At 46.9% G+C, this 15,217-nt stretch carries 14 protein-coding genes; 1 reads left to right on the forward strand and 13 read right to left on the reverse strand.

The window, feature by feature from the left end:
- Positions 1-113: 113 nt before the first annotated feature.
- From dapA to T525_RS0101390, 11 genes are all read right to left on the reverse strand, one after another.
- Positions 114-998, reverse strand: coding sequence for a 4-hydroxy-tetrahydrodipicolinate synthase (dapA, locus tag T525_RS0101340; protein ID WP_027405692.1), 885 nt, complete (start codon positions 996-998; stop codon positions 114-116).
- Positions 999-1,096: 98 nt separating this feature from the next.
- A complete protein-coding gene (locus tag T525_RS0101345; RefSeq protein WP_027405693.1) occupies positions 1,097-4,027 on the reverse strand; it encodes an insulinase family protein in 2,931 nt (976 codons plus the stop codon).
- A 126-nt stretch (positions 4,028-4,153) separates the two neighbouring features.
- The gene (locus T525_RS0101350) at positions 4,154-4,405 is read right to left on the reverse strand and encodes a hypothetical protein (protein WP_051533325.1); all 252 of its coding nucleotides are present in this window, start codon (positions 4,403-4,405) and stop codon (positions 4,154-4,156) included.
- A gap of 49 nt (positions 4,406-4,454) precedes the next feature.
- Positions 4,455-5,735: a phosphoribosylamine--glycine ligase gene (purD, locus tag T525_RS0101355; protein ID WP_027405695.1), complete on the reverse strand. Its 1,281-nt coding sequence runs from the start codon at positions 5,733-5,735 to the stop codon at positions 4,455-4,457.
- Entirely contained in the window at positions 5,735-6,328 is a 594-nt protein-coding gene (locus tag T525_RS13855) for a phosphoribosylaminoimidazolecarboxamide formyltransferase (protein WP_037324837.1), read from the reverse strand. Before T525_RS13855 ends, purD begins: the two co-directional genes overlap by 1 nt.
- Before the next feature lie 26 nt (positions 6,329-6,354).
- Complete coding sequence (gene purN / locus T525_RS0101365; protein ID WP_027405696.1) at positions 6,355-6,969, reverse strand: phosphoribosylglycinamide formyltransferase; 615 nt, start codon at positions 6,967-6,969, stop codon at positions 6,355-6,357.
- A complete protein-coding gene (purM, locus tag T525_RS0101370; RefSeq protein ID WP_027405697.1) occupies positions 6,962-8,014 on the reverse strand; it encodes a phosphoribosylformylglycinamidine cyclo-ligase in 1,053 nt (350 codons plus the stop codon). Before purM ends, purN begins: the two co-directional genes overlap by 8 nt.
- A gap of 12 nt (positions 8,015-8,026) precedes the next feature.
- Complete coding sequence (gene purF, locus T525_RS0101375; RefSeq protein ID WP_037324839.1) at positions 8,027-9,445, reverse strand: amidophosphoribosyltransferase; 1,419 nt, start codon at positions 9,443-9,445, stop codon at positions 8,027-8,029.
- An 82-nt stretch (positions 9,446-9,527) separates the two neighbouring features.
- Positions 9,528-10,244, reverse strand: coding sequence for a phosphoribosylaminoimidazolesuccinocarboxamide synthase (gene purC / locus T525_RS0101380; RefSeq protein ID WP_027405699.1), 717 nt, complete (start codon positions 10,242-10,244; stop codon positions 9,528-9,530).
- A gap of 62 nt (positions 10,245-10,306) precedes the next feature.
- Complete coding sequence (purE, locus tag T525_RS0101385) at positions 10,307-10,801, reverse strand: 5-(carboxyamino)imidazole ribonucleotide mutase (RefSeq protein ID WP_027405700.1); 495 nt, start codon at positions 10,799-10,801, stop codon at positions 10,307-10,309.
- A gap of 144 nt (positions 10,802-10,945) precedes the next feature.
- Positions 10,946-11,272: a hypothetical protein gene (locus tag T525_RS0101390; protein WP_027405701.1), complete on the reverse strand. Its 327-nt coding sequence runs from the start codon at positions 11,270-11,272 to the stop codon at positions 10,946-10,948.
- A 119-nt stretch (positions 11,273-11,391) separates the two neighbouring features.
- Here T525_RS0101390 and T525_RS0101395 point away from each other — a divergent pair, with 119 nt between their 5' ends.
- Positions 11,392-12,246, forward strand: a complete 855-nt coding sequence (locus T525_RS0101395; RefSeq protein ID WP_027405702.1) for an AraC family transcriptional regulator — start codon at positions 11,392-11,394, stop codon at positions 12,244-12,246.
- Positions 12,247-12,329: 83 nt separating this feature from the next.
- On the opposite strand, the gene htpG is transcribed toward T525_RS0101395, so the two are convergent.
- Both htpG and T525_RS15410 read right to left on the reverse strand, forming a co-directional pair.
- The gene (gene htpG / locus T525_RS0101400) at positions 12,330-14,288 is read right to left on the reverse strand and encodes a molecular chaperone HtpG (RefSeq protein ID WP_027405703.1); all 1,959 of its coding nucleotides are present in this window, start codon (positions 14,286-14,288) and stop codon (positions 12,330-12,332) included.
- A gap of 167 nt (positions 14,289-14,455) precedes the next feature.
- Positions 14,456-15,193, reverse strand: a complete 738-nt coding sequence (locus tag T525_RS15410; protein ID WP_051533326.1) for a hypothetical protein — start codon at positions 15,191-15,193, stop codon at positions 14,456-14,458.
- Between the last annotated feature and the right edge of the window lie 24 nt (positions 15,194-15,217).

Consider the following 15,217-nt stretch of genomic DNA (forward strand, 5'->3'; position numbering starts at 1 on the left):
TCAAAGACTCCCTACATAATAAAAGGACCGCAACCTATACAGTTGCAGCCCTCGACACCAAACTCCCGACAATCCTACAACTCATTTTTAGGATTGTATTGTAACTAAAAAAATTAAAGCAAATTATGTGCTTCCATGCACTTCTTCAGCAGAGCCTCATGCTCCGGCTCCATTTCAGTAAGAGGCAAACGCAAAGGCCCCGCATTGTAGCCCTTCATTCGCATGGCCACCTTCACTGGAATAGGATTTACCTCGCAGAACAGGGCACCAATGAGATCGATGAAATCAATCTGCATCTGAGAAGCTTCCTTAATCCTGCCATCAAAGAACATCTGGCAAATATCGTGTGTTTCCTTTGGCGCCACGTTAGACAATACAGAAATAACACCTTGGCCGCCCAGGGAAAGAATCGGAATAATCTGATCATCATTTCCGGAATAAACTGCCAAATCGTTACCACACTCGTGGCGAATCCTGGCAACCTGGGACAAATCCCCACTGGCCTCCTTCACAGCCACAATGCGTGGGTGTTTGGAAAGCTCCTTGAAAGTGGAAATCTGAATATTCACACCGGTGCGGGAAGGCACATTATACACGATAATCGGAATATTAACAGCATCTGCAATGGAAGTATAATGCTTTACAAGTCCCTTCTGGGTACATTTATTGTAGTATGGAGTAACCACCAGCAGTGCATCTGCCCCCACCTTCTCAGCGTACTGGGACAACTGAATGGCGTAGGCAGTCTCATTGGAGCCGGTACCTGCAACCACCGGAATTCGGCCGGCAACCTTCTCCACTGCATATTTAATAGCGGCTTTATGTTCTTCATCAGACATTGTAGCTGACTCGCCAGTAGTACCGGTAATTACAATGGCATCTGTGCCCTTTGCAATCTGGTCCTCAATAATACGGCCCAGCTCCTCGAAATTGATTCCATCTTCGGTAAATGGTGTAATAATGGCTACGCCAGCACCTCTAAAAACAACATCCTTCACAAAAAAACCTCCAAACATTGTCATGTTACATAACCAAGTTAATTATCACACGGCAGATGGACAAAGTCAATGAAAGTCCACAATAACCGTTACAATTCTTAGTCCATTACCCGGGTCATTCTGTCAAATATATCCCTGTTTTCCTCCAGAACGGTTTCGTTGCCGAAAACGCAAATATTGTCAGCCTTCATGGCAGCCTCAATGGCCTGGGCAAGATTTCTGATTTTATCCGGAGTGGTTGAAAGAATCTCATCCCTTACCTTCTGTCGCTTTTCCTGACTATATTTTCTGAAATACAGACTCTGGGCAAAGCTGCCTGTCATTTTTGGAGTCAGGGGCATATCCGCGTTGCTGATGGTACCAATAATATATTTGGTCATTTCCCGCTCGTCCGCATCAAAATTCCTCAGAAAATCAGCGGTGCCATCAAAGACTTCCAGAGTTTCCTTCAGCTTAGGATCTCTGTAGGACAGGAACATTACATTGCCGTTGCTGTTAATGCTGGTCATAGCTCCATAGGCACCACCCTGAACTCTGATCTTAATCCAGAAATACTCGTACTTCAGCATTACCTCCATTACCCGGAGATAGCCAGGCACGTCATAGCCCAGCTTAATAAGGTTGGCACCCTTGCCCACATACTGTACCTGACTGGAGGACAAAAGTGCTTCCCGATGGTTCTCCACCGGCAATTCGTAGGCGCAGGAAACAGCCTTGTCAGCTTCCTTGTTGGCCTTCAAGTTATCGATAAAGCCCCTGATTTCCTTTTCGAACATGCCATAATCAGCCTTAGGCATAGTAACACCAATTGTAAGGCGTTTGGAGCTAAAGAGCAGCTTCTGAATCTGCTGGAGTCTGGCCTTAAAGTCCTCAAATCGGTCATCAAAATTATCTGCCAGATCCTTCAATATTGGATAAAGGGACAGCTCACCCATTTCCTCAAACACGCCGTCCTTGGAAATAAAGGAGGCAAGTCTGCTGCGGGCCACGGACACGGAGGAATTCAGCATCTCCATTTCCATGCCCACCTTTGATTGGATAATCAGCTCCTTAAGGCGGGTGTCATTATCAAAGATGGTCTCATTAACCACCTCGTTCATCAGCTCCACAGCAACAGGCAGATTGCGGTAGAACACCTTGGAGGTAAGTCTGAACATCGGACGGAACTCATCCGGCTTTCCCGCAATAGGGAACACGTCAATATCTCCACCCATACCTCCGGTATAGAAGGTCATCTTTTTGCTGAGCTCCACGTAATCATTGGATTTGGTATCCACACGGCCCATAAGGTCGTTGAAGAGGAAGGCGTAAGGCACCAGCTCCTGTGGAATAACATCCATATCGAAGTATAGGGAATAATATACAATTCCCTTTGTATCCACATCGGAGAAAAGCACCTTCACCCCATCAATTTCCTTTTCCTCCAATGGGAACACACGGGCCTTCGGATTAATATCGGAAATCTTAAGGAGGGGAATTGTAGCCAAAGCCTCAGGGCTGTCAGGAGTCTGCTGACGTTTTTTCAGCTTTGCCGCAGCATCAATAAGACCCTGAATTTCCTCAGGGGTCATACCAGCCTTCACCTTGGCCAGCTTCTCCTCCATCTTTTTGGTATTTTCAGCTGCCATGGTTACACTTGGCTTTAACACCACCAGGGCTCCAAACTTATTGTCCAGCAGCTTGGTCTGAATAAGTTCCTCATAATATCTGGTGGACAGCTTCTCCCGCAGGGAAACAAGCAAGTCCTCGTAACGCAGCATAATCAATGGGTCACGGTCATAAAGCCAGCTGTTCATAAGGGTTAAATTGTAGATAAGTCCCTTTGGTGCAGTGCCAAAATCCGACTCACGGAGACGGAACTCCATGCGGTTCAGGGTACCCTCCAAAAGATTGCGGTCAACCCCCTCCTTAACGATTTTGGCGAGGGTGGTACGGATAACATCCACGAACTTATCCGCATGCCGGGGCTCAGAGCCGTTCATTTCAATACTGAAGAATGGCTGGAGCATCGCCCCATCAAAACTGGAGGACACATCTTGGCCTATGCCTGCCTCAATAAGGGCCATACGCAGTGGGGAAGCGTGATTCTTCAAGAGAGCCTCCTCCAAAAGGGACATGGCCATCAAATCCTCCACCTCGTCAGTATCCCCCGCAACTACGGAATAGGACAGGAAGGTCTTGGCCTCGGTGGTTTCTGCCTCACCAATTGGATAATCAGCCACCACTTCCTTGATTTTATTGAAAGGCTTCTGCTCCCCAATGGTGGAATCCACCTCAACAATATCAAAGTGGCTGAGATACTCCTCATCAATAAACTTCAGCTGCTCCTCAATATCCATATCGCCATAGAGATAGATATAGCTGTTGGCTGGGGAATAATACTTTCTGTGGAACTCCTTAAACTGGTCATAGGTGAGGCTTGTAATAGCGGCAGGATTTCCACCGGACTCCTTGGAATAGGTGGTGTCAGGGTAAAGGGCACGCATTATCTCATTGGCCAGCAAATCCTCAGGAGAGGACAGGGCCCCCTTCATTTCGTTATAAACAACGCCACTGTACTTTAAAGGCTCCTCGGGCTTTTCAATTTCATAATGCCAACCCTCCTGCATAAGAATCTCTGGGGTATCCAGCATTACAGGATAGAAAACAGCATCAAGGTATACGTCCATAAGGTTGTGGAAATCCTTGTCATTGCAGCTGGCCACCGGATATACGGTCTTATCCGGATAGGTCATGGCGTTGAGGAAGGTGTTGAGGGAACCCTTCACCAGCTCCACAAAGGGCTCCTTTAATGGGAACTTCCGGGAACCGCAGAGGGTGGAATGCTCAATAATATGTGGCACGCCAGTATCATCAGTTGGCGGGGTGCGGAAGGCAATGGAAAATACCTTGTTGTCGTCCTTGTTCTTTAAATATAAAAGGCGGGCACCGCTCTTAATATGCTTAAATTCAAATGTGTCTGAGGCTACCTCCGGCACATGGTCTGTTTTTATCAGCTTAAAGCCATGAATAACGTCATTTACATTCATAAAAAAATGACCTCCTTAATTGCTCACTAACGTAATAAGTATAGCATAAAATCCCCTATTTATAAAAACCGGGACATACAAAAACTGCCCCATGAAAAAATCACAGGGCAGTCAAAAATACAACTATCAGTTAGAGTCCTTGGAAATGGTCTGTTCGCTCTTGCCCAGCACCCAGCCCAGAACCTTCAGCTCTGCATATACCATAACCTTCTGCTCACGAAATTCTGCCTTGGCAGACTTAAGCTCTTTATACTTCTGGCAGGAAAGATTGTATCTGGCAGTAATCTCCGCCATACTTCTCATCTTTTCAGGTCTGTTCACAGCATGGTCCTTCACCAATTTATTAACGTTCTCATTAACATTTTCATTAACGACCATCGAGCTCACTCCGTTCATTAGATTATGCTTCAAGTATACAGCAGTTTTGTCACTTCTTCAAGCGTTCCAAAGCCCAATGTGCGATATCGTGGCGGAAGTGGGCATCCTTGAAGTGAATCTTGTCCACGGAGGCGTAGGCGGAATCCACTGCTTCCTTAATGCCGTTGGCCTTGGCCACCACGCCCAATACACGGCCGCCATTGGTGTAGATATGGCCATTCTTTTCTGAGGTACCGGCGTGGAACACGATGTTGCCGCCAGCCTCAGCCTCTTTAAGACCAGTTATCTCATCACCCTTGTTGTAGCTCTTTGGATAGCCTCCGGCTGCCATAACGATACATACAGCCGCCCCCTTGCTCCACTTCACCTCAGTGTCAGCCAGGGTACCGTCAATACACGATAGCATTACATCCACCAAATCGCTTTCCAGAAGCGGCAGAACCACCTGGGTCTCAGGGTCACCAAAACGGGCGTTGAACTCCACGACCCGTGGTTTGCCATCAGTCACCATAAGGCCTGCATAGAGGCAGCCCTTGTAGAGGCGACCCTCCTTTTCCATGGCCTTAATGGTTGGATCGAGAATCAATTTCTGGGTTGCAGACAACAGCTCAGGAGTTCCCACCGGGGCTGGGGCATAGGCCCCCATGCCGCCGGTGTTTGGTCCCTGGTCATTGTCGTTAACACGCTTGTGGTCCTGGGAAGGGACCATAGGAATGATAGTCTTGCCATCGGTGAAGCAAAGTACGGAAACCTCCTCGCCTTCCATAAATTCCTCAACCACAACACGGCTTCCGGCACTGCCAAAAGCACCGTCCCCCATGATTTCATCAATGGCCCCCAGAGCCTCCTCAAGAGTCATGGCCACAATTACGCCCTTGCCCGCAGCCAGGCCGTCGGCCTTAATAACTATTGGGGCACCCTCAGACTTGATATATTCCTTGGCTGCTGCCGCATCAGTAAATACCTCGTACTTGGCAGTAGGAATATTATATTTCTTCATAAGTCCTTTGGAAAAGGCCTTGGAGCCCTCGATTTCAGCCGCAGCCTTTACGGGGCCGAAGGCCTTGATGCCGGCAGCATTAAAGGCATCCACTGCACCGTTGGTAAGAGGCACCTCAGGGCCCACCACTGCCAGCTCCACCTGCTTTTCCTTGGCAAATTTCACCATGGACTCATTATCGGTAATGGAAATATCAGAAACGCACTCTGCCAGAGAGGTCATGCCCGGGTTGCCGGGAATGGCGTAGATTTTGTCAGCCTTGGCACTCTGGCTCAGCTTCCATACCAAAGTGTGCTCCCTTGCGCCACTGCCGATTACTAAAATATTCATTACTTATTCACCTGCTCCATAAGATAGTTCTGAATGCAATCATCATACTCAGAAGTGTGCTTAAAGGCCTCCTGAGCCAGCTCCATACGAAGCATACCGCTTACACAGCCATTCTTGGCAATCTCCTCGGCCACCTGGTCATAACGGTCAGGATTGGTAATAACGGTTACGTACTTAAAGTTCTTGGCAGCTGCACGGATCATGGCAGGACCGCCAATATCAATATTCTCAATAGCCTCAGCCAATGCAACTTCCGGCTTTGAAATGGTTTCCTTAAATGGATAGAGATTTACTACAACCATGTCAATGGCAGTAATCTTGTGTTCCTTCATGGCCTGTACGTGATTAGGGTTATCACGGACAGCCAGAATACCACCGTGAATCATTGGGTTCAGGGTCTTTACACGGCCATCCATAATTTCCGGAAAACCAGTAACATCGCTGACATAGATTACCGGAATCCCGGCATCCTTAATGGCCTTCATGGTACCGCCGGTAGATACGATTTCCACCCCTGCAGCGTGAAGCTTCTTTGCCAGCTCAACCACACCAGTCTTGTCAGATACACTGATTAATGCGCGTTTGATTTTCATAGTAAAGTCTCCTTTATTATTAAAAATTAATTTTTTATCCGTACATGACGTTCGCCCACCAGCTCCAGCTTTCCGTCAACATAAAGCTCAATGGCCCTTGGATAAAGGATGTGTTCTTTTTCCAGCACCCTGGCTGCCAGGGTCTCCTCTGTATCATTCTCCAAAACAGGCACAGTATCCTGCAAAATAATTGGGCCATGATCCATACCCTCATCCACAAAATGAATGGTACAGCCAGATACCTTGGTGCCGTAAGCCAATACGTCCCGATGGGCATGGGCGCCCCCAAAGGATGGCAGAAGGGATGGGTGAATATTTAAAATCTGATGTCTGTATTCCCCAACAAAATATGGACTTAAAATCCGCATGAAGCCAGCCAAAATAACCAGAGTTACCCCGGCATTTCTGAGCTCAGCCACCAGCTGCTCCTCAAAATCCTGCTGGTCCTTACATTCCTTGCGGTTGATGCAGATACTCTTAATGCCATTTTCCCTGGCCACGGTAAGGGCCCTAGCCTCAGGCTTGTCGGTAAGCACGATTCCCACCTCAGCCTTAATCTGGCCGGACTTAATGGCAGCCAAAATAGACTGCATATTTGAGCCCCGACCGGAGCAGAGAATACCTAATATATGCTTACTCATTGAACACGCCGCCTTTGGTAATAACCTCGTGATTGCCACTGGTTACATGGCCGATCTCAAATACAGGCTCATTCTTGGCCTTAAGGTCAGCCTTGATAGCCTCAGCATCCTCACGGGAAACAATAAGAACCATACCAATACCCATATTAAAGGTGCGGTACATTTCCTTCCATTCCACGTTGCCCCACTTCTGAAGTAGCTTGAAGATGGCAGGAACCTCCCAGGCAGTGGTGTCCACCACACAGCCCATATCTTCCGGAAGGGCCCGTGGAATATTCTCGTAGAAGCCGCCGCCGGTAATATGAACCATGCCGTGAATATCATACTTTTCTATAAGTGGCAGACAGGTCTTTGGGTAGAGTCTGGTAGGAGTCAGAAGCTCCTCCCCAATGGTCTTGCCCAACTCATCAATGAACTCGTCACCCTTGTAGCCCATCTTTTCAAAAACAATCTTACGTACAAGGGAATAGCCGTTGGAATGAACACCGGAGGATGGCAAAGCCAACAGCACATCGTCAGCCTTCACCTTTTCGGCGGTGATAATTTTGGACTTATCCACTACACCCACTGCAAAGCCTGCAATATCGTATTCACCCACAGGGTAGAAGCCGCTCATTTCAGCGGTCTCGCCGCCAATAAGGGCACAGCCGGATTCTTTGCAGGCGTTGGCAACGCCCTTTACCACATCAGCCACCTGCTCAGGGTCAAGCTTGCCAACTGCAAGATAATCCAAGAAGTAAAGGGGCTCAGCACCCTGTACAAGAATATCGTTGACACACATGGCCACCGCATCCTGCCCAATGGTATCATGCTTGTCCAGCATAAATGCCAGCCGCAGCTTGGTACCGACGCCATCAGTTCCGGAAACCAGCACTGGTTCCGTGTATTTGCCGATATTAAGGGCAAAGAGGCCACCAAAGCCTCCCAAGTCCCCCAACACCTCAGGGCGGTAGGTAGCCTTTACACTATCCTTGATAAGCTTTACAGAGTAATTTCCGGCATCAATATCAACACCGGCGTCACGGTAAGTGAGCTTTTCTTCCATTTATATCCCCCATTAACAATCTGTCTTTTTCTTTCTGGTTTCAAAAATATACTTGTCCGCCTCAGCCGGAGACTGGGTCTTCTGCTGAATAGGATAACCGCCGTTGAAGCAGGCAAAACACATATTTTTGGCGTTAAGCAGCGGCACGCACTTCTTAAGGTCCTCCAAATCCAGGAAATGCAGGGTATCAGCCCCGATATACTCACGGATTTCTTCAACGGACTTTGAAGCGGCTATCAATTCCTTGCGGGCTGATGTATCAATGCCATAGAAGCAAGGATAACCTATTGGCGGGGAGCTGATAACCATGTGAACCTCCCTTGCTCCCGCATCCCGCAGCATTTTAACGATTTTCCCGGAGGTGGTACCACGAACAATGGAGTCATCGATTACGATAACAGACTTGTCCTTTACCACGGATTTTACAGGATTCAGCTTCAGCTTTACAGCAGTATCACGCTGCTTCTGGCTAGGCTGAATAAAAGTTCTGCCAATATAACGGTTCTTAATAAGTCCGCTGACATAAGGGAGCCCCGCCTCGTAAGCATAGCCTGAGGCAGCCACATTTCCCGAATCAGGAACTGATATTACAATATCGCCCTTGCATCTTGCCCTTTTGGCCAGGATACGCCCCATTTCAAAACGGGACTCATGAACACTCTGGCCATCAATAATGGAATCAGGACGGGCAAAATAAATAAACTCGAAAATACACATGGATGGCTTGGCCTTGGCAAAACGATGTGACTCAATACCATTTTCGTCAATAACCACCATTTCACCAGGCTCCACATCACGGATAAACTCTGCACCAACTACGTCCAGGCCGCAGCTTTCGGAGCTGAGCACATAGCCCCCATCCTCAAGCCTTCCGATACAAAGAGGACGGAAGCCCTGAGGGTCTCTGGCTCCAATAAGCTTGTCCTCAGTCATTATTGTGAGACAGTAGGCACCCTTGATTTTTTTCAGGCTATCTATGATTTTTTCCTCAATGGTAACCTTTCTGGAGCGGGCAATAAGATTCACGAAAACCTCGGAATCAATAGTGGTCTGGAAAATAGTACCACTTTCCTCCAGCTTGCGGCGGATTTCCCCCGCATTGGTGAGGTTGCCGTTATGGGCCAGAGCAATCTTACCACCGGAGTAGGAAACCATTAATGGCTGGGTATTGGCCAAAAGACTGGAACCAGTGGTGGAATAACGTACATGGCCAATGGCAATGTACTGATTTTCCATCTGGGGAATCTGATGGCGGAACACCTCACGCACAAGGCCCATGCCACGGCTCACATCCATCCAGGCGCCGTCAGTTACAGCGATGCCCGTACTTTCCTGGCCACGGTGCTGCAGGGCAATCAGCCCATAATATGTCAATTCGGAGACATTGAATTCCCGGGAGTATACGCCAAAGACGCCGCACTCCTCCTTCATCTTGTCTTCTTCTAAATCAATCACTCTAAAACCATCCTATCTGAAGTAAATAATAATGGATCAGTCTGCGCCTTGTTCTGACTTAGCGAACTTCACCAGTCAATCTCTTAAGGATTTCCTTGTATGCGTCCTCAACATTGCCAAGGTCACGACGGAAGCGGTCCTTGTCCAGCTTCTCCTTGGTTACGGAATCCCAGAAGCGGCAGTTGTCAGGGGAAATCTCATCGGCCAGAACAATCTTGCCATCCTTGTCACGGCCAAATTCCAGTTTAAAGTCAATGAGGTCAATGTTCTTGGTCTTAAGATAATCCACCATAATCTTATTGATTTTCAGGGACTGGGCCTCAATCTCGTCCAGCTCCTCTGCAGAGGCCAGCTTGCAGGCCAGTACATGATAGCGGTTAACCATTGGGTCACCCAGATCATCATTCTTGTAGCAAAGCTCAATTACAGGCATGGACATAGGAGTGCCCTCCTCCAGGCCGAGACGCTTTGCCAGAGAACCGGCAGCAACGTTGCGGATAATAACCTCCAGCGGAACGATGTCCAGCTTCTTTATCAGAACATTGCGGTCATCAATAACCTCTACCACATGGTTCTCTATGCCCTCTTTAGCCAACAAATCAAAGAAGAACATGGTAATCTTGTTGTTCATGATACCCTTATCCACAATTGTACCCTTCTTGGCACCATTACCAGCAGTAGCGTCATCCTTGTAGTAGCAAATCAGCTGATCAGGGTTCTCAGTTGCGTACAAAATCTTTGCCTTGCCTTCGTAGATTGCGTTCTTCTTTTCCATTGTTTAAATAACCTCCAATTAATTAAACCTTAAAAATAACTCTATATGTAAAAGTCAAAAGCTTAGTCCTTGTTGAGCTGCTGCTCAACACGCTTTGCCTTTGCTTCAACATCGGAAACCATTTTTTCTCTGTACTTCACCAGTTTTTCCCTGATGTCCTTATCAGAGAGAGCGAAAATTTCTGCAATAAAAATAGCGGCGTTCTTTGCTCCGTTAATTGACATAGTAGCTACAGGTATGCCAGAAGGCATCTGAACTGTACTAAGCAATGCATCCATGCCGTTTAAGGAAGTAGCATTTATAGGTACTCCAATAACTGGCAGGGTGGTATAACTAGCAATAACGCCACCTAAATGGGCTGCAGCACCAGCTGCTGATATGAATGCTCCTACACCTCGCTCAGGTGCAGTAGTCACTATTTCCTTAACCTTGGCCGGGGTACGGTGAGCTGACGCCACGGTAACCTCTGCCTCGATACCAAACTGCTTCAAAAGGTCATAACCAGGCTTTAAAATTGGCCAATCTGAATCGCTTCCCATAATAATGGATGCTTTCATGTATTCTCAACTCCTCTGCTAAAAATATATGACAGACGATAACTTACCCATACAATATATCATCAAAAATAAAACACTGTCAACGAAAAGGAGGCCTTTATCTCCCCTGTTAACAGTGCTTAAATTAGTTCAAATTGATTGGTATTAACAAGCTGCTTTTATAAGTACTTTTTCGGATACAATCGTGCTCAAATAATAATCAGTTACATGATATTCACGTTCGAACTTGCCGGCAGAAATACTTCTGGCTGCCTTAAAATCGTTCAGATCAGGAACCACGTTATGACCCTCTGCATTATAGATGGCAATAACAGTATCATGAACCATATCCATGAATACCACCCTGTCTGCACCTACGCCGCTGCGGAAGGCAGCCAGCTTGCGGACAGTCTCGCCGTTCATCAGGGATTCATTGTAGTCCATTACCAAGTACTTCAGGTCATTTATATCCAAGCCATATACAATCTGCATGGTCATTACCTCCTTACCTTTTATGGTTTTATTATAGCAGGCACGTTTTACATAAAATATGAAATTATTGCTTTTTATGTTGCAAAAAGTGCTATAATTGTAAAAAAGGAGGCACAGAAATGGCTACTTATAAAAAGAAGGGGTTCCTGCACCAGCATTTTCGTATCTTTCACCTGAAGGATACCGCCATGAAGGAAATTCCCTTTCATTATCACGACTTTCACAAAATCATTATATTCATTGATGGTGAGGGCCAGTACATTATCGAGGGCAAAAACTATCCCCTGAAGCCCAGAGACATTCTCTTTGTCAGTGCCGGGGAAATCCACCGCCCTGTCACCTACCCCGGCAAACTCTACGAACGCATTGTTATCTATGTGTCCCAGGACTTTCTTGCCCACTGGCAGGAGGAACAATGGAATGATGGTGAGATTGATCTTTCCAACTGCTTTCAGCGGGCCAGGGAAAGCTCCAGCGTTATGCACATGCCGAAGGGCACTGAGCATGACCTTCTCTTTCACATGAAGAAGATTGAAAAGGTGGACAAGGGCCAGGGCTTTGCCAACGAGCTGTACACGGAAATTCTTTTTATAGAATTTATGATTCTGCTGAACCGCGCCCTCATGTCCAATGAACTTGAAAAGCTCCACGAGGCCACCTACGACCCAAAGGTGCAGCAGATTATTGAATATATCAACGCCCATCTCCCGGAGGACCTGTCCATTGATATGCTCTCCGACACGGTATTTATGAGCAAATACCACCTTATGCGAAAATTCAAGGCAGAAACAGGCTACAGCATCCACCAGTACATCAACTCAAAGCGTCTGATACAGGCCAAGGAGCTTCTTTCCTCCACTTCAATGCCCATTACCGATATCTGCTTTCAGTGTGGATTTAAGGACTACTCTGCCTTTTCCCGTGAATTTAAAAAGCAGTTCAAAATGTCCGCCCGGGAATACCGCCGCAATTAAAAAAACACAGAAAAATACCTCCAGCAGGAACATATCAAACTCCTGTTTGGAGGTACTTTTAATTTGCATTAGTTTAATCTTGCTTATTTAGCCATTAGTTCGGCGATCTTATTTGCAAAGTCAACTGGGTTCTCAGGCATAATCCCCTCTATAATCAGTGCCTGAGTATAGAGAAGGTCGCAATAATCCTTGAAATCCTGGCTGTCCTTGCCGGCAGAATGGAGGCCCTGCAAGCGGCTAAAGAGTGCGTGGTGCGGATTAATCTCCAAAATGCGCTTTGCCTTGAACATTGGATTATCCATAGCCGCAAAGGTATGCTCCATGGACAGGGACGGACCCTGGGCATCAGCCACAAGACATACAGCACTTGACTTCAAACGGGCAGAAATCTTAACCTCAGCCACCTTGTCAGCAAGAGCCTCCTTGATGTCCTTAATAAGGTCATCATTGGTCTTGGCCAGCTCCTCAGTTTCCTTCTTAACCTCCTGGGACTCAGCATCATCAAGATCAAGATCACCGCGGCTGATGGACTGGAATTCCTTGTCAGCATAAGTGCGGATAGCCTCAATGGCAAACTCATCCACCGGATCCAGAAGATAGAGAACCTCAATACCCTTTTCCTTCAGAAGCTCCATCTGTGGCAGCTTCTCAATGGTAGACTGGTCGGTACCTGTAGCGTAGTAAATCTTCTTCTGGCTCTCAGGCATACGCTCCACGTATTCCTTCAGGGATACATTTTTGCCCTCCTTTGAGGATACGAACAGCAGCAGCTCCTTCAGCTTGTTGATAATATCATTGCCGGTGAACATGCTGTTATAGATACCAATCTTTAAGGACTTGCCAAACTCAGCCCAGAATTTTTCATAGCCCTCACGGTCCTTGCTGAGCTTTCTCTCCAGAGATTTAAGAATGGTCTTTTCCATATTCTTGCCGATGGTCTTCAGCTCACGGCTCTGCTGCAAAAGCTCACGGGAAATATTCAGGGAAAGGTCAGGAGAATCCACCAGTCCCTTTACGAAGCCCAGATAATCAGGCAACAGGTCCTTGCACTTATCCATAATGAATACGTGACGGGAATAAAGCTGAATGCCTGGCTCATAGTCGGTGTGATAAAGATTGAATGGGGCCTTGGACGGAATGTACAGGAGAGATGTATACTCCACAGTACCCTCTGCCTTGTTGTGGAATACCTCCATTGGCTCATCCCACTCATGGAACTGGGTCTTCAGGAACTTGCTGTATTCCTCCTTGGTAATATCAGACTTGTTCTTGGTCCACAGTGGCTGCATGGAGTTAAGGGTACGAACCTCAGTCTTCTTGATCTTCTCTGCGCCCTCAATTTCCTTGCCCTCTTCATCGCGAGGAGTCTCCTCGGTCTCGAAGTTCATCTTGATTGGGTAACGTACATAGTCGGAATACTTCTTAACAAGGCTCTGGATATTCCAGTTGTCAGTGAAGTTTTCCTCGGCACTGTCCCCATAGAAATCCTTGCCAAGGGTAATAGTAATGGTGGTACCGCGGTTTTCCTTGTCGCACTCCTCCATGGTATAGGAGCCGTCACCGGTGGATTCCCAACGTACAGCATCCTTCTCCCCGGCCTTGCGTGTTACAACGGTAACCTTTTCAGCCACCATAAAGGCAGAATAAAAGCCTACGCCGAACTGACCAATAAGGTTGTCGCTGAGTTCAGCATTGCCGGCATTTTCCTTTTCCTGCTTAAGCTGCTCCAGAAAAGCCCTGGTGCCGGACTTGGCGATGGTACCAAGATTTTCCACCACCTCTTCCCTGTTCATGCCGATGCCGTTATCGGAAATGGTCAGAGTATGGCTGTCCTTGTCCGGAATGAGGAAAATCTCATAGTCGTCATTGCCCTCCAGGATACTCTTATCGGTAAGGGAAGCAAAATGCAGCTTATCGATGGCATCAGAGGCGTTGGAAATCAGCTCACGAAGGAAAATTTCGTGGTTTGTATAGATGCTGTGAATCATCAGATTCAGCAGCTGTTTTGTTTCCGCTTGGAATTCATGGGTTTCTTTTGCCATTATAAAGACTCCTTTATATAAAATTGTTATTGATAATTTTTAGCACTCCCAATACATGAGTGCTAACTCACAATTGCTATAATACATCAAAAAGTCAAAAATGTCAAAAATATAAGAAAAAAAGAACCTGTACTTTATCAGTACAGGTCCCCAAATTCAAATATCAATTATTTCTTCTTTTTCTTTGGCAGCTTGGACAGCTCCAGGAACTCCTGATATTCAGAGGTTGGCCACTGCTTAAAGGTAGTAAGGGCAGCATTGTAGGTTGCCGCACCAACCGCGGAAAGCTCAGGGTTATCAATAAGCATTACCATGAAATGACCGCCAAACTCACCTGGCATATAGGTCTTTATCATCTGGTTCTCAGCTGTAACAGTGTCATCAAATTTACCATCGCCATCGGTATCTACCTCGAACTCTTTTGGAGTATAGCCGTAAATTCCATAGGTTTTTTCAGCCACCTCAACCACGCGGCAGTTTACCAGCATAGACTTATTGGCAAAATTCTCCAGCAGGGTCTTACGCTCAGCATCGCTGACAGTTCCAATATTGGCCGGGAGATCTGCCTCCTCATAAGCGTTAATGAGAACAAGCCAGGCTTTTTTTACATTGTCAACATCGCCCTCAAAAATAAGGAGGTCACCCTTGGTTGTCTCATCAAACAGGCTGGCCGGAACCACATTCGGCTGGGTTGGGCACATAATGCTGTAGCCATAGCGTGTGCTGGTATACTTATACGGAAGCTCTACTGATACAACAGTACCACCATTGGCATCCGCTGTCACTGCCTGTTCTGCAGGCGCTGCTGCCTCCTCAGCAGACACGGAAGACATAGCCGGTACCATGAGGAATGCCCCCATTACGGCTGCCATAAAACCTTTAACTAACACGTTTTTTATTTTCATTATTATCCCCCACAATTCAATTAA

The sequence above is a fragment of the Anaerovibrio sp. RM50 genome (assembly GCF_000622005.1).
Taxonomy (GTDB): Bacteria; Bacillota; Negativicutes; order Selenomonadales; family Selenomonadaceae; genus Anaerovibrio.